General features: G+C 56.5%; 21 protein-coding genes. 8 read left to right on the forward strand and 13 right to left on the reverse strand.

Annotation, left to right across the window (positions count from 1 at the left end):
• Positions 1-52: 52 nt before the first annotated feature.
• Positions 53-3,325, forward strand: a complete 3,273-nt coding sequence (locus PKC29_10590; protein ID HML95864.1) for an AsmA-like C-terminal domain-containing protein — start codon at positions 53-55, stop codon at positions 3,323-3,325.
• An 18-nt stretch (positions 3,326-3,343) separates the two neighbouring features.
• Here PKC29_10590 and mscL read toward each other — a convergent pair whose 3' ends face one another.
• Positions 3,344-3,772 carry a large-conductance mechanosensitive channel protein MscL gene (mscL, locus tag PKC29_10595; GenBank protein ID HML95865.1) on the reverse strand — a complete coding sequence of 143 codons (429 nt, stop codon included), beginning with the start codon at positions 3,770-3,772 and terminating at the stop codon, positions 3,344-3,346.
• 118 nt (positions 3,773-3,890) lie between these two features.
• Between mscL and PKC29_10600 the strand changes: the two genes are divergently transcribed.
• The 5 genes from PKC29_10600 to PKC29_10620 all read left to right on the forward strand — a co-directional run bounded on the left by PKC29_10600 (position 3,891) and on the right by PKC29_10620 (position 7,567).
• Complete coding sequence (locus PKC29_10600; protein HML95866.1) at positions 3,891-4,178, forward strand: SelT/SelW/SelH family protein; 288 nt, start codon at positions 3,891-3,893, stop codon at positions 4,176-4,178.
• 66 nt (positions 4,179-4,244) lie between these two features.
• A complete protein-coding gene (aat, locus tag PKC29_10605; GenBank protein HML95867.1) occupies positions 4,245-4,937 on the forward strand; it encodes a leucyl/phenylalanyl-tRNA--protein transferase in 693 nt (230 codons plus the stop codon).
• An 83-nt stretch (positions 4,938-5,020) separates the two neighbouring features.
• Positions 5,021-5,680, forward strand: a complete 660-nt coding sequence (locus PKC29_10610; GenBank protein ID HML95868.1) for an SGNH/GDSL hydrolase family protein — start codon at positions 5,021-5,023, stop codon at positions 5,678-5,680.
• A 97-nt stretch (positions 5,681-5,777) separates the two neighbouring features.
• Positions 5,778-6,236 (forward strand): hypothetical protein, encoded by a 459-nt coding sequence (locus PKC29_10615; protein HML95869.1) that lies wholly within the window; start codon positions 5,778-5,780, stop codon positions 6,234-6,236.
• A gap of 146 nt (positions 6,237-6,382) precedes the next feature.
• Complete coding sequence (locus tag PKC29_10620) at positions 6,383-7,567, forward strand: DUF962 domain-containing protein (GenBank protein ID HML95870.1); 1,185 nt, start codon at positions 6,383-6,385, stop codon at positions 7,565-7,567.
• A 6-nt stretch (positions 7,568-7,573) separates the two neighbouring features.
• Here PKC29_10620 and PKC29_10625 read toward each other — a convergent pair whose 3' ends face one another.
• A complete protein-coding gene (locus PKC29_10625) occupies positions 7,574-10,018 on the reverse strand; it encodes an AAA family ATPase (protein ID HML95871.1) in 2,445 nt (814 codons plus the stop codon).
• Between the two features lie 403 nt (positions 10,019-10,421).
• Here PKC29_10625 and PKC29_10630 point away from each other — a divergent pair, with 403 nt between their 5' ends.
• Positions 10,422-11,435 (forward strand): WG repeat-containing protein, encoded by a 1,014-nt coding sequence (locus tag PKC29_10630; protein HML95872.1) that lies wholly within the window; start codon positions 10,422-10,424, stop codon positions 11,433-11,435.
• Positions 11,436-11,444: 9 nt separating this feature from the next.
• On the opposite strand, the gene PKC29_10635 is transcribed toward PKC29_10630, so the two are convergent.
• From PKC29_10635 to rpoN, 10 genes are all read right to left on the reverse strand, one after another.
• Positions 11,445-12,389, reverse strand: coding sequence for a DMT family transporter (locus PKC29_10635; protein ID HML95873.1), 945 nt, complete (start codon positions 12,387-12,389; stop codon positions 11,445-11,447).
• Between the two features lie 159 nt (positions 12,390-12,548).
• Complete coding sequence (locus PKC29_10640; protein ID HML95874.1) at positions 12,549-13,361, reverse strand: alpha/beta fold hydrolase; 813 nt, start codon at positions 13,359-13,361, stop codon at positions 12,549-12,551.
• 7 nt (positions 13,362-13,368) lie between these two features.
• Positions 13,369-14,181, reverse strand: a complete 813-nt coding sequence (locus PKC29_10645; GenBank protein ID HML95875.1) for an HAD-IIA family hydrolase — start codon at positions 14,179-14,181, stop codon at positions 13,369-13,371.
• Between the two features lie 66 nt (positions 14,182-14,247).
• A complete protein-coding gene (locus PKC29_10650; protein ID HML95876.1) occupies positions 14,248-14,571 on the reverse strand; it encodes a hypothetical protein in 324 nt (107 codons plus the stop codon).
• Positions 14,572-14,679: 108 nt separating this feature from the next.
• Entirely contained in the window at positions 14,680-15,093 is a 414-nt protein-coding gene (locus PKC29_10655; GenBank protein HML95877.1) for a PTS sugar transporter subunit IIA, read from the reverse strand.
• Positions 15,094-15,104: 11 nt separating this feature from the next.
• Positions 15,105-15,956: an RNase adapter RapZ gene (gene rapZ / locus PKC29_10660; protein HML95878.1), complete on the reverse strand. Its 852-nt coding sequence runs from the start codon at positions 15,954-15,956 to the stop codon at positions 15,105-15,107.
• Between the two features lie 39 nt (positions 15,957-15,995).
• Positions 15,996-16,919: an HPr(Ser) kinase/phosphatase gene (gene hprK, locus PKC29_10665; protein HML95879.1), complete on the reverse strand. Its 924-nt coding sequence runs from the start codon at positions 16,917-16,919 to the stop codon at positions 15,996-15,998.
• Positions 16,906-17,367 (reverse strand): PTS sugar transporter subunit IIA, encoded by a 462-nt coding sequence (locus PKC29_10670; GenBank protein ID HML95880.1) that lies wholly within the window; start codon positions 17,365-17,367, stop codon positions 16,906-16,908. Before PKC29_10670 ends, hprK begins: the two co-directional genes overlap by 14 nt.
• Before the next feature lie 16 nt (positions 17,368-17,383).
• Positions 17,384-17,932: an HPF/RaiA family ribosome-associated protein gene (locus PKC29_10675; protein ID HML95881.1), complete on the reverse strand. Its 549-nt coding sequence runs from the start codon at positions 17,930-17,932 to the stop codon at positions 17,384-17,386.
• Positions 17,910-19,433, reverse strand: a complete 1,524-nt coding sequence (rpoN, locus tag PKC29_10680) for an RNA polymerase factor sigma-54 (protein ID HML95882.1) — start codon at positions 19,431-19,433, stop codon at positions 17,910-17,912. The genes PKC29_10675 and rpoN overlap by 23 nt, the downstream gene beginning before the upstream one ends.
• 197 nt (positions 19,434-19,630) lie before the next feature.
• Between rpoN and PKC29_10685 the strand changes: the two genes are divergently transcribed.
• Complete coding sequence (locus PKC29_10685) at positions 19,631-19,855, forward strand: DUF2905 domain-containing protein (GenBank protein HML95883.1); 225 nt, start codon at positions 19,631-19,633, stop codon at positions 19,853-19,855.
• Between the two features lie 12 nt (positions 19,856-19,867).
• On the opposite strand, the gene leuD is transcribed toward PKC29_10685, so the two are convergent.
• Positions 19,868-20,491, reverse strand: coding sequence for a 3-isopropylmalate dehydratase small subunit (gene leuD / locus PKC29_10690; GenBank protein ID HML95884.1), 624 nt, complete (start codon positions 20,489-20,491; stop codon positions 19,868-19,870).
• Positions 20,492-20,502 lie beyond the last annotated feature (11 nt).

Genomic DNA, 20,502 nt, shown 5'->3' on the forward strand with positions numbered 1-20,502 from the left:
GACGGGCAGGATTCTTTAATTGAGAACCTTTAAAAGAGCTTCAATATGGTTAATGTCGGGCCTCGCGGTAATAGTTGTAATTGCGGCCTTATCGCTGCTCCTGGCCCAGAAGTACATCAGCCGTGAGCACGTAAAAAAAGAGATACTCAACTACCTTTCGGCCAGGATAGCCGGGAAGTTCGACTTCGAATCCATAGACTTTCAGTTCTTTCACAGGCCCCGCGTCGAGATAAGGGCCGGGAGCTTTTCGATACCCGGGGAGGCCGAGGGGACGTTCGAGACGCTCATCGTATATCCGAGGGTGCTTCCCCTGCTGACCGGTCACGTCGAAATAGACTCTATAGAAATCGTAAAGCCGGTCGTAAGGCTCACCATGCCGGAAACAGCCGGGCCGGAAACCGTGGAGGAGCGCGATACCCTAACAATAGTGCGAAATTATATTTCCTCCGTATTGGGGTATTTCGACAGGCAGGACAAGGGGCTCGAAGCCGCGATAAGGAACGGTAGCCTGGTCCTGAGCCAGCCCGGGTACGAGGACCTTACGTTCGACGGCCTTAACGCCGGCGTCGGGCTCCCCGACGGCAGGCTCGAGGTCAGCGTCTCCGGGCGGGGGAGCCTGTGGGACAGGCTGTCCCTGAGCGTTTTCGCGGTCACGGGGGCAAAAGATGTAAAAGGCAGCCTTACGGTAGAGGGATTTAAGCCACGGCTTCTCTCGCGTTATTTACCCGAGGCCTTACGCATAATAAAAGACGGAAGTGTTAACCTTGCCGTCGATTTCACGACCGATAAACTGGATTCGCTCGACCTGAAACTGGGCGCTTCGACGCCCGGCCTTACGCTCTTGAGAAACGGCGAGGAGTTCACTTTGCGTCTTAAGAGCCTCGCCGCCAACGCCGAGCTCTCGGATGCCGGGACGAAGGTCGTCCTAGGCCGCGCGGAGCTCGAGAACCCGCCGGCCGTTATATCCGGCTCGTACGAGATGGAAAAGTCCCCCGCTTCGGGGAAGCTCCTTTTGGAAGGCGCGAACGTGGACGCCGGGGCCGCAAGAGAGGCCACCCTCGCCGTGGCCGGGGGGAACGACGTCGCAGGCAAGATATTCGAGGTCGTGAGGGGAGGGACTGTCCCGAAGATTACACTCGAGGCCGCCGGGCCGACGTTCAGGGACTTCTGGCGAGAGGGGAACTTCGCGCTCCGTGGCAGCATGGTCGGCGGCTCTATACACATTCCAGTGGTCGGGTACGACATAGAGGAAGCGAGCGGGGACGCGGTTATAGCGGACGGGCTACTCCGGGGGACTAACCTCAGGGGAAGGCTCGGAAAATCCCTCGGGTACGACGGCACGCTGGTCCTGGGCCTGGGCGGCGACGAGGAGGATCTCACTCTCGATATAGCGGTCGACGCCGAGCCGTCTGAAATTCCTCCGGTGATAATGCAGTTCGTCGACGACGAGGTCGTGAACCACGAGCTTTCGCTCCTGTCGAACGTAACGGGCAGGGTGACGGGCAGGCTCAGGCTCGGCGACAGGAAGAAAAACCCTGACCCGATAATAAATGCGACGGATATAGACATCACGGCCGAGTACGGACGGTTCCCCTATCCGCTCGGGATAAAGGGCGGGACGTTTTCGTTCGCGGATAAGGTCATGACGCTCAAGGGATTCACCGTAACCGGGGGGAACAGCTCACTCGCGGACGTGTCGGGGGTTATAGAGCTCGGGGACAAGGACAGCCTCGACATGAAGACGGGGGCAGCGTCGATAGACCTTGGGCAGATTTATTCATGGCTCGGGGAATTCAAGGGATTCGGGCCGCATCTTAAAGACCTGGGCGCCGTTACGGGGAGGGCGGAATTCCCGTCGGTATCGGTGACCGGGCCGGTTTCGAAAGTAAAGGACTGGACGATTACGGCGAAGGGCATGATGACAGCCGTCGGCATGGAGCTCTCGGGGCCGCGCGAAAGGCTCGTGATAGCGAGCGCCGGCGTCGAGTCCTCGGGCGGGAGGATCACCCTTTCGAACGCCGTCCTTTCGCACGGCGAGACGTCGGTCAACCTGGACATGGTGCTCAGCGATTACTTTACGGAGCTGTTCTCGCTCAAGATGGATTTCGACGGGAAGGTCTCGCCGCCGGCGATGGACATATTAACCGAATACGTGCCGCTTCCCGAGGAGCTCGTATTTTCGGGCCCGCTTTCGGTCGGAAATTCCAGCCTCGAGCTGAAAGGCGGGGGGAAAAAGAAGGCGCCGGACGGGAAAGGCGAAGGCGCGGCGGGCCCGGACGGGGGACCCGAGTGGGACGTGGACGTGAATGTAAAGGCGGACTCGCTCGAATGGAAAGAGGGGGAGGCCGCCCCGGAAGCGCCCGCAAGCACCCCGCAGCCCGGGGGGGAGAAGTGGAAGTCGCCCGTGAGCGGCAGGGTCAATATAGAATCGGCGAGCTTTAAGTTCAAGAAGCTCAACTGGGATTCCGTCCACGCCATGGTCTCGTTCATGGAAAACGGCATCGGCATAGACGTGAGCAAGGCCGACCTCTGCGGCATTTCGACGCCGGGGTTCGTGAGCGTGGCCCCGCCCGGGGTCAAATTCGAATTCAGGCCGAATACGGCCGACGAAAGCCTGGAGGTCGTCATAAAATGCCTGCTCGACAAGGCCGGCATTATCTCGGGGGACCTCGATCTGAAGGCGGTCCTCTCCTCGAACGCCGGGGAGGGCGGCTTCTTCGATAAGCTTCAGGGCCGCATCGACCTGACATCGACCGACGGCTGGGTCGAAAAGTACGGGAGCCTTGCGAGATTCTTCGCCATACTCAATTTCGGGGACATGTTCAGGGGACAGGGGCCGGATTTCAAAAAAGATGGATTCAGGTACGACAGGCTCACGGCCGGCGCCGATATTAACGACGGCAAGATCAATATAAATAAAGCGGTGATGGAGGGGCCTTCGCTAAAGGTTTTATGCGAGGGGTCCGTCGATCTCGTCAACGACAAGCTCGACCTCGAATTGATAGTAATCCCCGTAATGGCCGTCGATTCCGTGATAGACAAGATACCGCTTATAAGCTACATCTTCGGCGACAGTAACGTTTCCATTCCGATAAAGATAACCGGCGATCTTTCGAATCCGTCCGTTTCACAGATATCGCCGTCGGCTATAAGGTTCGGGCTCCTCGGTCTCATAAAGCAGACGCTCAACATACCGGCTACGATTATATTGCCGGTGAAAAGGGCCGAAATAAATGAGCCTGGAGATTCGGATGCCGCCCCGCCGCCGTCCCCCGCGGCGAGCGGCGGGAACGACGCCATGCCGGGCCTTCCGGATAATAAATAGGCTGCGTCCCCGCGTTAATTACTTGTTCCTGAGTATGTCCCTTATCTCCGTGAGGAGCTTCTCTTCGTTCGAGGGCTCGGGCGGGGCCGGCGGGGCCTCTTCGCTCTGTCTCTTGAGCCGGTTTATATTCTTGACAAGTACGAACACCGCGAAGGCCACTATGAGGAAGCTGATGACGGTGTTTATAAACGCGCCGTAATTTATCGTTACGGCACCGGCGGTCTGGGCGTCCGCAAGGGCGGCGTAGGGGCCTGGCGGGACCCCTTCTTTCAGCACTACGAAAAGGTTCGAGAAGTCCACGTTTCCGAGAACGAGGCCGATAGGGGGCATGATGACATCGTTTACAAGAGACTGGACTATAGTGCCGAATGCGGTGCCGATTATGATACCGACGGCCATGTCGACGACATTTCCTTTTATCGCGAATTCCCTGAATTCTTTAAGCACCATCCACCTCCGTTAAGTATCAATTTTCGTAATTATTACACATAGCGCGCCCGCAGCCAACCTGAATATGTGGACTGCCGCCGCGGCGGCTGATAAAATAACCTTTCGGACTATTTTAATGACAGGGACGAAAAATCAAAACCGGGTAGAGATAAAGTACTGCCGGCAGTGCCGCTGGCTCCTCCGCGCTTCGTGGATGGCGCAGGAGCTGCTGACGACGTTCAGCGAGGAGCTCGGCGAGGTTGCGCTCGTTCCCGGAACTGGCGGCGTGTTCGAGGTAAGGGTTTCGGGCGAGCTCGTATGGTCGAGAAAGGAGAGGGGGCGCTTTCCCGACATAAAGGAGCTCAAGCAGCTCGTCAGGGACCACGTCGCCCCGGGAATGGACCTCGGGCACTCGGACGCCTGACGCCGAATCCGACCGGGATACGAACCTTCGTTCCGTCAAATCTCATACGCGTATAATATTCCCCCGATGCCCGTTTATCTTCTGGACAGCTCGATTTCATTTCCCGGCCCCGACATGGCCGAGGAAGACGGCCTTCTCGCCATAGGGGGCGACCTCTCGAAAGAGCGTCTCCTGCTCGCCTACGCAAGCGGAATTTTCCCGTGGTACTCGGAGGGGTATCCGATAATGTGGTTCTCCCCGGACCCGCGCCTCATCTTCGAGCTCGGCGGCCTTCACGTGTCGAAGAGCCTCATGAAGACGATAAAATCCGGCGTCTTCGAGGTGAGGTTCGATACGGCGTTCGAGGAGGTCATGCGCCTCTGCGCCGCGACGGCGCGGAAAGGGCAGGAGGGGACGTGGATTACGGGCGACATGCTGGATGCGTATACCAGGCTTCACCATGACGGCTATGCGCACTCCGTCGAGACATACCGCGGGGACGAGCTCGTCGGAGGGCTCTACGGCGTCTCGCTGGGCGGGGTCTTTTTCGGGGAGTCGATGTTCCACAGGGTAAGGGATGCGTCGAAGGTTGCGTTCTATCATCTGGATAGATTCCTCGCGTCGAACGGTTTCGACTTCATCGATTCCCAGGTTCCTAACAGCCACATGAAGAGCCTCGGCGGCAAGGAGATTTCGAGAGAGGAATTCCTTTCGAGACTCGCGAAATCGCTCGAAAAGAAAACCCTCCGGGGGCGCTGGCGGTATGAGCCGGAGACGTAAACGAACGAACATGCTGTTGTCACGGCGTACCGGGAGGGGTTATATTTGGAAAAATCGATAAAACATAATACGGAGGATTGTTTATGAAAACCGTTTTGTGCTACGGGGATTCCATCACGTGGGGCTTTAAGCCCGAGGACGGGACGAGGTACGCATACGAAGAACGCTGGACAGGCGTCCTTCAGGCGAAGCTCGGCCCGGGCTACCGCGTCATCGAGGAGGGGCTTCCGGGCAGGACGACCTGCTGGGACAGCCCTTATCTTGCCGACAGGAACGGCAAGGCTTCGCTTCCGCTCGTCCTTGAAACGCACGCCCCCATAGACATATTCGTTCTCATGCTGGGGACGAACGACCTCTGGACGAGGTTCGGTTTCTCCGCGCAGGACATCGCGGCCTCGTGCATGTCGCTTGCCTGGACGGCTCTCAGGAGCATGTGCGGCCCCGGAGCGGGCGCGCCGGAGATAGTTCTCGTGGCGCCGCCTCATCTCGGCGCGCTTTCGCCGTACATGGGCCTGTTTTTCAGCGGAAGGCAGACAGAATCGAAGAAGCTCGGAAGGGAGCTCGAAAAGATAGCAGAGCTCCTCGGGTGCAGGTTCCTCGATGCGGCCGGGGTGGTAAAGCCGAGCAAGGCCGACGGGGTGCATCTCGACGCCGGGGCGAACCGAAAGCTCGCCGCCGCCGTCGCGGCCGCGATCTCGGGGAAGCCCGCCGGGGCCGAAAAGCCCGCGCGGAAGCGAAATTGAAAAATAGCGCCCGGCATGTATACTGAAATTCCGTTTACCATGCCTGATTCGAACCCGGCAAAAATCTAAAGAATTTTGACCGACAGAGGAGACTTTAATGAGCGAGTGGAAGTTTATAAATCACGGTAACCAGGAGATAGCGCCCTCCAAGAGCAAGAGGGCTGTCTTCATCGGCAGGTACCAGCCGTATCACATGGGGCACGTGAGCCTCGTAAGGCAGAAGCTGGACAAGGGAGTGCCGTGCCTGATAATGGTAAGGGATATCCCGCCCGACCCGAAGAACCCTTTCACGACGGAGCAGACGGTCAGCATGATCGAAAAGTACCACAAGAGCAAGGGCGACGACGTCGTCGTGATGATAATCCCGGACATCGAATCCGTTAACTGGGGGAGGGGAGTCGGATACGAGATGAACGAGTTCACCCCGCCCGACGACATAGGCTTCATATCCGCCACGAAGGTAAGAAATTCGATAGCCGAAGGCAACGACGACTGGAGGCAGCTAGTTGACGAGTCCATACAGGAAGACGTCGTAAAGTACCTGAAAGGCGAGTAACCCGGAGCAGTACTGTAACCTTACGCCCGGGGTTTAGACCGCCCCGGGCCGTTCTCGAGACTTCCCGTCCGGATCGCTCGCGCTTGCGGGAAGAAGCGCGGCCGTGATATTATCGTTTATATACACCCAACGGACGGTGATGTCACGTGGCCGGCGGTAATCACGATCGCGAGGAATGCGGTAAGGAGTTCGGCAGCTTCGCCGAGTTCTACCCGTTTTATCTGAGCGAGCATTCGGACCCCCTGAACAGGCGGCTTCATTTCGCCGGATGCGTGCTCGTGATAGCGTCCGTGCTCTCTGCCGTTATCTTCGGCGAGTGGCTGTTTTTTCTCCTCGCCCCCGTATTCGGATACGGCCTTGCGTGGGTGGGCCATTTCTTCGTCGAGAAAAACAGGCCCGCCACGTTCAAGTATCCCCTCTGGAGCCTCATGGGCGACTGGGCGATGTTCGGGGAGATAGTGACGGGGAAGATAAGGCTGCAGGTGACCGCCGGCGGCCTTTCGTGTCTCTCAGCCGCACATTCCGTATATACAAAAACCGATTACCGGGTAAAATCTAAAAAGCATCTTCGGGGAATCTGCAACCTTATGCCGAAGCTTCTCGTATTTCAGCACGTGGCCCACGAAATACTTGGTACGCTGGACCCTCTGCTCAGGGGATCCGGCTTCAGGATAAAGTACGTTAACTTCGAGCGGTATCCCGATTACGTCCCGATGCTTTCCGGGTACGACGGGCTCATAGTCCTCGGGGGGCCGATGAACGTCGACGAAACGGGGAGGTACCCCTTCCTCAAGACTGAGGTTCGGGTTATAGAAAAGGCCATAGAGTCGGACATGCCCGTCCTCGGCATTTGTCTCGGCTCGCAGCTCATCGCGAAGACCCTCGGCTCCAGGGTCAGGAAGAACCGTGAAAAGGAAATCGGCTGGTACGACGTTACACCGAACACGGAAGGCGCGTCCGACCCGCTGCTTTCGCATTTTTCCGAAACGGAGAAGATATTCCAGTGGCACGGCGACACGTTCGACGTGCCCGGGGGGGGGACGCTCCTGGCTTCGTCCGAGCTCTGCGAGAACCAGGCGTTTCGGTACGGGGACAACGTTTACGGCTTTCAGTTCCACATGGAAGTCGACGAAAGGATGGTCGAGAGGTGGCTCGGCATCCCCGAAAACCGGAAGGAGATAGAAGAAGCGGCCGCTATAGACCCGGAGAAGATAAGAAAAGATACGCCCGTTCACATATCGCGGCTGAAGGAGCTTAGCGACGCATCGTTCGCAGGGTTCGTTAACCTCTTCGGCTTTTCGAAAAAGCGCCTGACCCTGCCTTCGAGGTAGCCCCCGTTATTTGTCCGAGTTCTCGGACGCTTTCCTGGCCGGACGCTGCGGCCTTCCGAATTTCCTGTAGTCCTCGGCGAACTCCCGTAGCTTCTTGTCTACGAGGTAGTTTATTGTCCCCCTCTTGAACTTCCCGCTCTCGCCGCGCTTTCCGGCTTCCTTGCCGGTCAATATCTCGGTCGCCTGCTCTATGGTCTCGACGGGGTAGATGTGGAACTTCCCGGCCTTTATGGCCTCGACCACGCTCTTTTTGAGCATGAGGTTCTTTACGTTCTGAAAGGGTATGACGACGCCCTGCTCGCCAGTGAGCCCCTTGGCCCTGCAGACCTCGAAGAACCCTTCTATCTTTTCGTTGACGCCGCCGATGGGCTGTATCTGGCCCTTCTGGTTGACGGAGCCCGTTATCGCGAGGCTCTGCTTCACCGGCACCCCGGAGAGGCTCGAAAAGAGAACAATGAGCTCGGCTGCCGAGGCGCTGTCGCCGTCTATCATCTCGTACGTCTGCTCGAAGCCGATGCTCGCCGAAAGGCTGAGGGGCACTTTCTGCGCGTAGTTGGAGCCGATGTAGCCGCTCAGTATGAGGACGCCCTTGTCGTGTATGTTGCCGCTCATCCGGGCCCGGCGCTCGATGTTGACGAGGCCCTCGGTGCCCATGTACGTTTCGCACGTGATGCGTGAGGGCTTTCCGAACGCGTAGTCGCCCATGTTGTAGACGGCGAGGCCGTTTATCTGGCCCGTCACCATGCCCTCGGTATCGACCATTATGACGCCCTTGGCTATCGACTCCTGTATCTTCTCCTCGACCATGTTGGACCTGTACACTTTTTCCTCTACCGCCTTCTCTACATGCTCGCGGCGTGTGGAGCCCTCGTCTCCTTCGACCCTCGACCAGTAGTCGGCCTCCTTCAGTATCTTCGTTATCGAGCCGAGCTGCACCGAGAGCTTGTTCTGGTCGCCGGAGAGCCTGGAAGAATATTCGATCACGCGCTCGATGCCGCTCCTGTCGAACGGTTTGAGCCTGTCCCTGTCGCATATGGTCCTTATGAAGCAGGAGTACTGGGAAATAGTCTCGTCGTTTCTTTCGACCACGGAATCGAAGTCGGCCTTTACCTTGAACAGCTTCCTGAAATCCTGGTCGTAGGAATAGAGCATCTGGTACATGTAGGAGTTCCCGGCGAGTATGACCTTGACGTCGAGTTTTATGGGCTCGGGCCTTATGCCGACGGGGCCCGAGAAGCCATACTGCTGGTAGATGTCTTCTATACGGAGCTCCTCGTTTTCTATGGCCTTTTTGAGCGCATCCCAGATGAAGGGATACTTGAACATGTCGAGTATTTCGAGGACGATGTAGCCGCCGTTGGCCTTGGCCAGGGAGCCGGCCTGTATCATCGTGAAGTCCGTGAACATCGCCCCGAACCTCACTTCCTTTTCGATGGAGCCGAAGAGGTTGTTGTAAGTCGGGTTCGTTTCGAAAATGACAGGGGCGCCTTCGGTGAGGGAGTTGTCTATGACGACGTTTACCTTATATTCCGTGAACTGCGGCGAAGGCTGCTGCGGACCTCTCACCATGAAGGGCATCCCCGCCTGGGGAACGTTCTTTTCCGGGAGGAAGATTTCTATATTCTCGAGGATGTTCTTCTGCATCTGGTCGAGGTAGTCTATGACTTTGGGGAAGGACGTGTACTTTTCCCTGAGCGTTTCGATTATCTGCCCGACGGAGAAGAGGGCGACCCTTTTTTCGAGCTCCTTTATCTTCTCGCCGGCGTCGTTTTCTACTTTCCTGGCCGTCTTGAGAGACTCGGCGACGAGGTTGTCTATTTTCTCTTTTCGCGCCTGTATCTCTTCCTTGGTCGCGTCGTCGAGTGTGGCGTAGCTTTCCTGTGTTACCGGCTTTCCTTCGACGAGGGGGATGGTGATTATACCCGTCGGGGAGAACTGCACCTGTATCTGGTTTTCGGCCCCTTTCTTCTGGAGCTCCTCGAAGAGGTTGTTCTTTTTCCTCTGGAACTCGTTCATTACGTTCTGACGCTGCTCTTCGAACTCCTTGCTCTCGAACGCCCTCGGGATATCCGTTTTCAGGACCTGGAGGAACTCGTCCATGTCCTTCTTGAAGACCTTCCCCCTGCCGGTCGGGAGGTCTATGGCCCTGGGTTCGTTCGGGTTCTGGAAGTTGTAGACGTAGCACCAGTCCCCCGGGGTGGGTTTTTCTTTCGCAACCCTGTCGAGGATGGTTTCGATCGTTGTCGATTTCCCTACGCCGGTCGGCCCCGCGAGGTAGATGTTGTACTCGCTGTACTCCATCCCGAGCCCGAACATTATGGCGTCCACGGCCCTTTTCTGACCGATGAAATCCTCGCAGGGCCTGAGGTCGTCGGTGGATTCCACGTTTAGGGAGCCCAAATCACAGACACGGTAAACCTGGGAAGCCTTCAGCTCCTGAACCTTTCGCATTTCATCCCCCCTTTTTGAACCTTGTTATTTACGTATTTTACCTCTACGGGTCAAAATCAACTATACCCAATCCTTCCGTTCTGAAAAACCCTGTAGAACTATTCCCGGGCCGCCGGGCTACGGGTGTATAAACGAGCCCCCCGGGACGTGTATCTCGCCGGAAGCATGCGATTGTCTTGACTTTTTTCCCCTTACGTGTTGCAATAACTGTGGCTTTTCGGACCGTCGCAGCCTGGATTACGATTCCGAAATGCGCACGATACGGTCGTTATCGTCCGGAGCCGTAATTAAAAAAATCACGCAGGCCTGCCTGCGCTTATCGGGGGGGACGACAGGCGACTCGCCTGTTCCATTAATCCAGACAGGACGCCGCTGCCGGCGGGAAGCGGCCTCGTATAAAACCATGACGAATATGAAGAGCTTTACCCTGCTTGCCTCGCTGCTCCTGCTTTTTGTCTTTCAGTCCTGTGCGTCAAAGAACCCTGACTATAGCGGGGCTTCCGGTGCGGACATCCTCTTTCCCGTCGAGCGGGATTTCGAATGGGGGTTCATAAACCGTTCGGGCGATCTCGTGATCCCTTACAAATACGAGGGGGCGGTGGATTTTTCGGAGGGGAGGGCGCTCGTAAAGAAGGACGGCAAGTGGGGCTATATAAACGAGTTCGACATCATGGTCATAACCCCGCAGTTCGAGGAGGCGCACGAATTTTCGGAAGGCCTCGCGCACGTCAAGATAGACGGCAGGTACGGCTACATAGACAGGGTGGGGAAGATAGTCGCCGAGCCCGAGTTCGAGAAGGCCGAGCCTTTTTCGGAGGGGCTTGCCAGCGTGAAGATAAACGGCAGGTGGGGGTACATAGACAAGACGGGGCGGATGAAGATAGAGCCGCGTTTCGAGAGGGCGTTCAGCTTTTCGGACGGCCTCGCGCTAATCGTCGAGGACGGAGAGGGCGGTTTTATAAAGAAGAACGGCGACGTATTCATAGAGCCGAAGTACGACTGGGCCGAGGGTTTCTCCGAAGGGCTCGCGTGCGTCGCGGCGGACGGGCGGTACGTCTACATAGACAGGTTCGGCGAGGTGAAGCTGAAAACGGACTTCGACGGCGCGAGGCACTTCAAGGAGGGGGCGGCCGCCGTTACGAAAAGGGAGAAGCAGGGCTTCATCAACAAGAGCGGGCTGATTATCGTCCCCATCGAATACGACCAGGTCGGGGATTTCTCCGAGGGGTACGCCAGCATGAGGGTGGGGCCGAAGTGGGGGTTCGTCAACAAGCGGGGCGAGGTTGTCGTGGAGCCCCGGTTCCACACGGCCGTAAGCTTTTCGGGCGGGCTCGCCATAGTCGAGCTCGGGAACGGCAAGTGGGCATACATCAACAGGAAGGGCGAGTTCGTCTGGAGGTCGGACGAGGTTAAATAAAGCCCTCCGCTAGCCCGTTTCCATGCCGCGGGCTTCTTCTTCCTTCATTTCCACTTCTTTTACGGTCTTCCGGGCAGGCGGTTTTATGAGCCATGCGGTCGATCCCAGAATGAGCGTTATCCCGAGGAGCGTTATCAGCTCTATCGCGTATCTGAATACGAGGATGTCGTATCCCGCCGAGAAGCCGACCTTTATAAACCCCGCCGCCGAAACGCCCGGGGCTTCGCCTATTGCGAACGCCTTCGTCATAGCGAGCTGGCCCACGGTGCCGAATACCCCCACGCCGGCGAGCATCAGCAGGTTCTTTGTCTCCGACATGAACGAGAGATCGAAATCCTTTCCGAGGGCGAATATGAGAACGAGGCACGTGAGCGACGCCGTGCCGGCGAAGTGCGTCACTATGACGCGCGGGTCGAGCCCGCGAAGCTTCCTGAGGATTATCATCACGACGGCCCCGGCGAGCGCGCCGTAAAGCGCGGCGAGGCCCGCGATGCTCCCGTTGCCTATGTGCGTGTGCTCGACGAGAACGACGCCGATCATGCCCATGACGATGGAGACCCATATTCTCTTCCCCGCCGCCTCGCCGAGAAGATAGCCCGCGAGGAGCGCAACCCATATCGGCTTGGTCTCGGTTATCACGGCGACGTCCGAGATGGGGAGACGCGTAAGCGCGTAGAATGTCGCCACCATGGCCGAGCAGCCGACGAAGCTCCTTAGCCAGAGAAGCGGCCTGTTGAGCACTATGGGGGTAATGCCGGCGCGCAGCGTGAGGATTAGGGCGAAGACGAACGAAAGGAACATCCGGAGGAACGCCAGTATGAGCCAGTCGCATTCCTTCCCGAGGGCGTGGATGAGCGCGGCCATTGTCGCGAAGTCGAAGCCCCCCAGGACCATCCAGAGTATGGCCTTGTTGTCGGGCGAGCCGAGGAAGCGGGTGAATCTGGTCGAGTTCATATTTTAAAGACTGTTTCTCCGTCCCGGTTCCCTGCTCTTTCAGCGCCCCGGCTCGGTGAGCACGCGTGATGGTAGGGGGTCACAAGGGGATTTCCCAATATTGTACCAGATGTATTTACGGATAATGGAGAGTGGGAATGCGTACCGGAAAGCCCGGGGCTATCCGGCGCTTTTCAGGAGCCCGTCGTGTTTTTTCAGGAACTCGAGCGCGATTTCGTTGAATTCATCCGGCTTTTCGATGGGCGGCGCGTGTCCGCAGTCTTTTAGAATAACGAGGGCCGAGCCTTTTATTTTCTCGCGGAGCTCCCTCGCGTATTTGGGCGGGATCAGGATATCTTCCTCGCCGCTTATGATGAGCGTCGGGGCCTTTATGCCCGACACCCAGTCCCTGAGATCGTGCGCCGCGCTTGCACGGGAGAGGTTTACGAGAGTCCTCACCGGGTTGTTTATGATGTTGGTCTCCCTCATGGCGAGGAGTTTTTCGAGGTTCTTTTCGGTGAACGATTCGGAAAAGAGCCAGGGGAGGGCGACGTCGTACCTGAGCCCGCTTCCGCCCGCCTCGGCCGCCTTTATCCACGACTCTATAGTCAGGCGGAGGAGCGGCTTTACGTGTGAGGATGTGTCGGTGAGGACGAGCGCGCCGAGCTTATCGGGATATAAGAGCGCGAAGTGCTGCGCGATCATTCCCCCGTTGGAGAGCCCGGCGACGTGAGCCCTGTCGATTCCGAGGGCGTCCATGAGCCCTGACAGGTCCTCGGCGTGCATCTTCTGTGAATAGGGCCCGTCGGGCTTGTCGGACGCCCCCTGCCCCCTGCAGTCGTATCTAAGCACGGTATAGCGTTTGCCGAACGGGGCCACCTGAAAGAGCCATCCGTTAAGATCCATCGTGAGCCCGTTTATGAAAACGACGACGGGCCCCGAACCCGAGAGCTCGTAGTTGAGGCTTATCGAATCTACTTTTATTCTCGGCATTTCGGAGTCATGCCCCGGGGGCGTCTTTGTAGAGGTCCCTGAGGTCGTTTATCACGTAGTCGGGTTTTATATCCGAGCCGGCGATATCCTCTCTTTTCGTCGAGCCCGTGAGCGTGAGTATCGTTATTATACCGGCCCTCTTGCCGCCGGTGATGTCTGTGTCCAGCCTGTCGCCGATTATGACGAGCCTTTTTTTATCCCTGTGGAGGTGCTCGGCTAGGGCGACCTCGAACATTATGGATTCGGGCTTTCCGACCGTTACGGCCGTTTTGCCCGACGCGACCTCTATGCAGGCGAGTATGGCCCCCGTGGCAGGTATGAGGCCTTCGGGGCTCGGGTAGAACGGGTCCCTGTTGGTCGCGTAGAAGCTGGCGCCGTTTCTTACGGCTATGGTGGCGGTCTTCATCTCGCCGTAGTGGAAATCTGGATGCCCGCCGACTATAACGAAGTCGGCATGATAGGCCTCTTCCCCCTCGACCACGGAAAGCCCCGTGAGGGCTATCTCTTCCTTGAGCGAGCCGCTGCCGACTACGTATGCCTTCATGCCGCCGACGTCGCCGTGTACGGATTTTATGTGATGGGCGAGCGCCATGCCGGACGTTATGACGTCTTCCGGCACCGTCTCGACGCCGAGCTCCCGGAGCCTTTCGGAATATCCGTGTGCGGTTCGCTTCGGGTCGTTAGTGATGAATATGACGGATTTGCCGTCGTCCCGGAGTCTTTTAATGGTTTCCCCGGCGCCGGGAGTGGGGCGGCCGCCTATGTAAACGACACCGTCGAGGTCGAGTAGGAGGCAGTCGAAAAGGTCGGCGAGTTTCATCTGTCTTAAGGTGTTCCAGGTGTACCGACGGCGTTATCGGCGGCGAGCACGGGATGAGCCGATCGGTCATCCCCATATGTGTTTCTTGAGCTCTTCCTGCTTGTCGTCGTCGGACTCTTTTTTGAAGAGCGATATAACCTTGTTGTAGTCGTCCTGGGCTATTTCGACCCCCATGATATTGAGCACGTCGACGGCGGCCTGCCTGTAGCCTTCGTAGAATTCCTCGACCTGCCCCGCGGCGCGCACTGTCTGTACGTCCAGGTGAAGGGCTATGGCCGCGAATTCCATGGGAACGCTCTTGTCGATTTCGAGCTCGTAGCCTTCGAGCTGTCCCTGAAGAAGGTAGCTTTTCCAGGCTTCTATTATTTTGTCTATCTCTTCTTTTTTCATCGAAAATTCCGGTTTGTAAGTTATTGGTAACCTTGATAAATTATATATCACGGAGAAGTTTTTTCAAATCCTGACGGCGGAACGGCCCCCGGGAGGGAGCCGGGCGGGTTACTGATTTCTGTTCTTCAGGAGCTTGCTTGCGACGATGATGTTGTCCCTTCCGGCCGCTTCGGCGATCTTGACGGCCTCCATGAGCGTGACTTTGTCCGAGAGCGTCGCGAGCTTGAGCAGCATCGGGAGGTTGACGCCCGAAATAACCTCGATGTTGTTTTCGTCGAGGAAAGTCAGGCTGATGTTGGACGGCGTGCCCCCAAACATATCCGTCACGAGGAGGATTCCGTCGTTGCCCTTGACCTTCTTGATCGCGGTTTTTATTTCCTGTTTGAAGCTCTCGAATTCCCTGTCGGGATCGAGACAGACCCCTTCCATCTTCACCGAGGGGTTCGACGAGAGTACGAAGTTCACGGCGGATATCAATTCCTTGGCGAGCTCTCCATGAGTTACCACTACTATACCGACCATAACGGCTCTCCTTAGTTCTTTGTGATGTCCCTGTGCCTCGTGACCGGCGACAGGCGCTCGAAATATCGAGACAGCTCGTTTGCGAGTACGACCGACCTGTGCTTCCCTCCCGTGCATCCGAGAGCGATCGTGAGATATGCCTTGCCTTCCTTCTCGTATCTCGGTATGAGGAATTCGAGGAAGTCGGTCAGCTTCTTCATGTATTCTTTCGTATCTTCCTTGCCGAGTACGAAATCCCTTATCTTTTCGTCGAGCCCCGTCAGATCCTTAAGCTCGTCTATAAAGAACGGGTTAGGCAGGAACCTGACGTCGAAGATCATATCCGCATCATAAGGATATCCGTGTTTATATCCGAACGACAGGATGTTTATCTGGAGCTTGTTGGTGTCGGACCTCTCGTACCTGCCCTTTATGACCTCTTTAAGCTGGTGAACGTTGAAATCTGATGTGTCGATGGTGAAGTCGGACAGGGACTTCAGGTCCTTCAGCATTTTTCTTTCCCTGGTTATGCCCTCGGCGATACTGCCGTTCACGGAAAGGGGGTGCCGTCTCCTGGTCTCTTTGTATCTTTTCTGGAGGACGTTGTCCGAGGAATCGAGGAAGATGAGATCGAGCGGATACCCCTTATCCCTTAGCTCTTTTATTTCCTCCGGCGCCCGGTTGAAGAATACTCCTTCCCTCGCATCGACGGCGAGGGCGACCTTGTTTATATCCCCTTTGGAGCTCTCGCAGAGCTCGATGAACTTTGGCAGAAGGGCGAGCGGAAGATTATCGAGGCAGTAATATCCGAGATCCTCCAGAACGTTCATGGCCGTACTCTTGCCGGAGCCTGAAAGGCCGCTTATTATCACGAGACTCGTCATCCGAAATACCTTATGGTCAGTAAAAAAGACAGCCGCGCGTCAGTTGTCGAACAATTGAACAGGGCGGCCTCCGCTCTGCTTTAATAATTGATTTCTGGCTGCGACTTCTATTATAGTGGACGTGTTTCTGCCGGGGCTTACCGGGATTACGAGATGGGGGAGGTCGATGCCGAGTATGTTATAGGTACTCGTTTCGATTCCAAGCCTGTCGTATTCGGTATCGGGATTCCATTGAACGAGCTCAATTACCATGTCTATCTCCCTCTTCTCCATAACCGATGTAGTCCCGAACAGGTCTTTTATGTTAATTATACCCACACCCCTTATCTCCATGAGGTGTTTTATGCGCTCGGGCCCGTTTCCGACGAGGCGCTCGGGCCCGACTTTTCTTATTTCGACTATGTCGTCTGAAATGAGTTTAGAACCTCTCAGTATTAAGTCAAGGGCGCATTCGCTTTTGCCTATGCCGCTTTTCCCGAGGAGGAGAACACCGAGCCTGTGTATGTCCATGAGGACCCCGTGTGCGGTGGCGAAGGGGGCGAGGCGCACCTCCAGTATTTCCTGGAGCATGGAAATCAGCTTCCCGGTGTAGAGCTTAGTCGAGAAGAGGGGGATGCGGTGCTTTTCGCACGCCTCGAGGAATTTTTCGTCGGGCGTGAGGTCGCGCGTGACTATAAAGCAGGGGACGTCCTGGGACATGAGGCTCTCGGTGACGTTCTTTTTCTCGGCCGCGGTTAATCTGTCGAAGTAGGCGATCTCGGTCTTCCCGAGTATCTGGACGGTGCCTTTGTCGAGCTTGAGGTCGGCGTCGAGGAGCTTGAGCCCGGGCTTTTGTATCCTGTCGGAGGATATGACGCGCCGGAGACCCTTTTCGCCGGTGAGTATATCTATTTCGAGCTTCTCCCCCCAGCTTTTAAGGAGCTCTCCTACCCGGAGAGCGTTTACCGTGTCAGAGTTTAGCATCTTCCAGAATTATCATCTCGTATATTTCGTCGCGGCTCTCGGATTTCATCAGCCTCGACCTGAGATCTGCGTTACGGAATATCTTCGAGATGCGGGCGAGGAGCTGTATGTGCGTGCCCGACGAGTGTTCCGGCGCTATGAGCGCTATGAAGAGGTGTGTCGGCTTGGTGTCGAGGGAATCGAAATCTACCCCTTTTTCGCTCCTTCCGAAAGCGGCTATCGTGCTCGTGAGCCCGCTCAGCTTGGCGTGGGGGATGGCCACTCCGGAATCGACCGCAGTGCTGCAGAGCTTCTCGCGCTCCATGAGCACCTCGACCAGCCTTTCGTCGTTTATGTTCGGATATACTTCGGATATGGTTCCGGCAAGCTCGCTGATGACCTCGGGCTTGGACTCCGCCCTGAGGTCGGGGATTACCGCTTTTTTTTCCAGAACGTCTGATAGTTTCATTGCGTCGCCGCCCGGCTCAGGGCTCGACGAGTGTGATTTGCCCGTCGTTGTCTACGTAAAGCACGTTCATGTCACTGGTTGCGCTGTTGCGGAAAGCGACCACGCTTTCCCCGGACGCGCTCAGCTGGAGAAAAGCTTCCTCGACCGTCATGAGCTTTCGCGAAAGCTTGCGGACCTTGACGCCGGATATGTCGGCCGTGCTCCTCTCGGGAGATTCGGCCGCTGGCGATGCTTCGCCCAGGGTTCTGGGCGAGACCCTTCTTTTGGCCGTAATCTTCTTATCTGTTTCTTTTTTCAGCTTGGCTATTATGGTGTCGACTGCGCCGTCTATGGCCGCGAGCATCTCGGTCGTTTCGAACGTGCTCGCCGTTTTAAGTACCTTGCTGTTTATCGTGATTTCGGCGTTGTCCCTGAACTTTTCGGTCCAGAGAACGAATTTCACGGTCGACTCTTCGTCGGATTTAAGGTATTTCTCAATTCTTTTGGATTTTTTAAGTGCGTAGGCCTTGAGCTTTTCGGGGTTCAGGTTGTCTGCCAGGTGTCTAGTAGTTACCGTTACTTTCATCTCGCTTTTTTGCTCCTGCTCTTGCTGAAGATGAAGGTATTTTAAGTGCTTTTCTGTACTTTGCAACAGTCCTTCGCGCTACTTTCACATTTTTCCTCTCGAGGATCTTCGAGATGTCCTCGTCGGAGTAGGGGCTGCCGGGAAGCTCGTCGGCGACTATTTCTCTTATCATGGATTTTACCCTCTCGTAGGAAATTTCCTTTCCGTGAGAGGTCTCGATTTTCCTCGAAAAGAGTGATTTGAGCTCTATGGTCCCCTGAGGCGTCTGTATATAGCGCCTGCTGGTGATGCGGCTGACCGTCGATTCGTGGACGCCGACCGACTGTGCGACGTCCTTCAGGATAAGCGGCTTTATATAGTCCTTACCGTGCTCGAAGAAATCCCTTTGCACCTCGACTATCTTCGAGATTATTTTCTTTACGGCGGCCTCCCTTTCGTCGAGGCACTTCATTATCCTCTGGGCGGCCTCTATCTTTTCCTTTATGAACTGTTTCGCTTCGGGGGGGAGGCTCTTCTCTTTCTTTAAAAGCGATCTGTAATAGCTGCTTATCCTAACCTTCGGGAAGTCCCTGTTGAGCTGGACCTGAAGCTCGTTCCCTATCTTGTACACGTAAAAATCGGGGACGATGTACTTCTCGGTGTCCTTCTGGTAAAAGGGCCTCCCCGGCCTGGGTTCGAGCGAGGATATGACGGACAGGGCTTCTTTCACTTCTCCGGGCGTGCATCCTAGGCCCGCGGCCATTTTCTGAATGTCGGTGTCTTCGAGCTCTTCGAGGTAGCCGTCGATTATCCTGATTTCGAGCCCGTCTTCTTTGTATCCGAGGTCGAGCGCCTGGATCCTGAGGCATTCCCCGAGGCTCCGGGAGCAGGCTCCCGTCGGGTCGAACGTCGTCTGGATTACGGCAAGGACTTCTTCTATCTCGCTCCTCAGCTCGCCGAGGTCGAGTGAGCCCGCAGCGCCGCCGTCGGGGCCGTCCCCGTTGGAGGCCGCAGAGTCCGCGCCGTGCTCCTGGAGATAGAGCTCCAGTATTTCGTCCACGTCTATTTCGAGATATCCGTCCTCGTTCGTGTTGCCGATTATGACAGATGCGATTTGCTTTTCCCCGGGCAGGAGGTCGGATACTTCGAGCTGCCATCTGAGGTGGTCGTTGAGGGAGTCGGCCGACGTGACCCGGCTCTCCCAGGGCTGCTCGTCCTCGCCGCCGCCGTCGAGCTCTCTCGACGAATAATGGGGCATGTCGTCGTCACCGCCGAGAAGCCTTTCCCCGCCGAGGCTCCCGAGGTCGAAATCCTCTTCGCCGGAGTCGCTTTCGGTTTTGTCGGACGGCTCGTCGTTCTCTTCGAGTGTGGGGTTTTCGATGAGCTGCTCTTCGAGGTAATCCTTGAGCTCGAGCGTCGTCATCTGTATGAGCTTTAGGAAGAGCTGAAGCTCCTGGGTAAGAATCAGGCGCTGCTGAAGGACCTGTCTCTGGGACGTAGTCTGGCTTAAATTAGTGCTCATGCTTGACCCTGACTATTAAAAACAATAACCCCATTCAAATTCTATGCCAAATGTTTATATTCTACAAGGAGAATATCTATTTGTCTAAAATCGGCGGGGGTTTTTGCCCGAACCGAAGCGCCAGAAACCGCCCCGGTTCGGCGTTTCGGGCCGGACAGGATATAATTTATGGACGGCCCTACGGCCGGGGTATCGATATGGAAATTCAGGGTCCGGGAAAGATAGTGATCATGGCCGGCGTCGTTCTGACTGCCGTCGGCGTCCTCATGCTGATCGCGCCGAAGCTGCCTTTCATAGGCAAGCTGCCCGGGGATTTTTACTTCAAAAAGGCCGGCGTGTCGTTCTATTTCCCGCTCGCGACGTCCGTAATCGTGAGCATCGTTCTCTCAATTCTCCTGAGCTTTTTTTTCCGGGGGAAATAATGTGCCGGCCGGTCAGTGGGGCTGCGAAGGAATGGCCCACGCCCTTTCCCTGGCCATTTTTTCTTCGTACTTCTCTATCGAGTCCTCGCTCCTGAGCGTGAGGGATATGTCGTCCAGCCCTTCGAGAAGGGTCTTCTTTTTAAACGGGTCTATGTCGAAGCCGATGCTGAGCCCTTCGCCGTCGGAGATGGTTTGCGTCGGGAGGTCGACGGTAAGCGAGTAGCCCCTTTTCGCCGCCGTCTTCTCGAAGAGCTTCTTCACGTCCGCCTCGGGTAGAGCTATGGGCAGAATGGAATTTTTGAAGCAGTTGTTATAGAAGATATCGGCGAAGGAGGGGGCGATGATCACCCTGAAGCCGTATTCGCGGAGCGCCCACGGAGCGTGCTCGCGTGAGCTTCCGCTCCCGAAGTTCTGCCCGGCGAGGAGTATGCTGGCGCCGGCGAGGTGCGGCTGGTTGAGCTCGAAATCGGAATTGAGCGAGCCGTCTTCGAGGTATCTCCAGTCGAAAAAGAGGAATTCCCCGAAGCCCGTCCTTTCGATCCTCTTTAAGAACTGTTTCGGTATTATCTGGTCCGTATCGACGTTCATCCTGTCGAGAGGGGCTACTACCCCGGTTATTTTTACGAGCGGCTCCATGATTGTTGCTC

The sequence above is a fragment of the Thermodesulfobacteriota bacterium genome, assembly GCA_035325995.1.
In the GTDB taxonomy this organism is placed as follows: domain Bacteria; phylum Desulfobacterota_D; class UBA1144; order Nemesobacterales; family UBA2774; genus JADLGH01.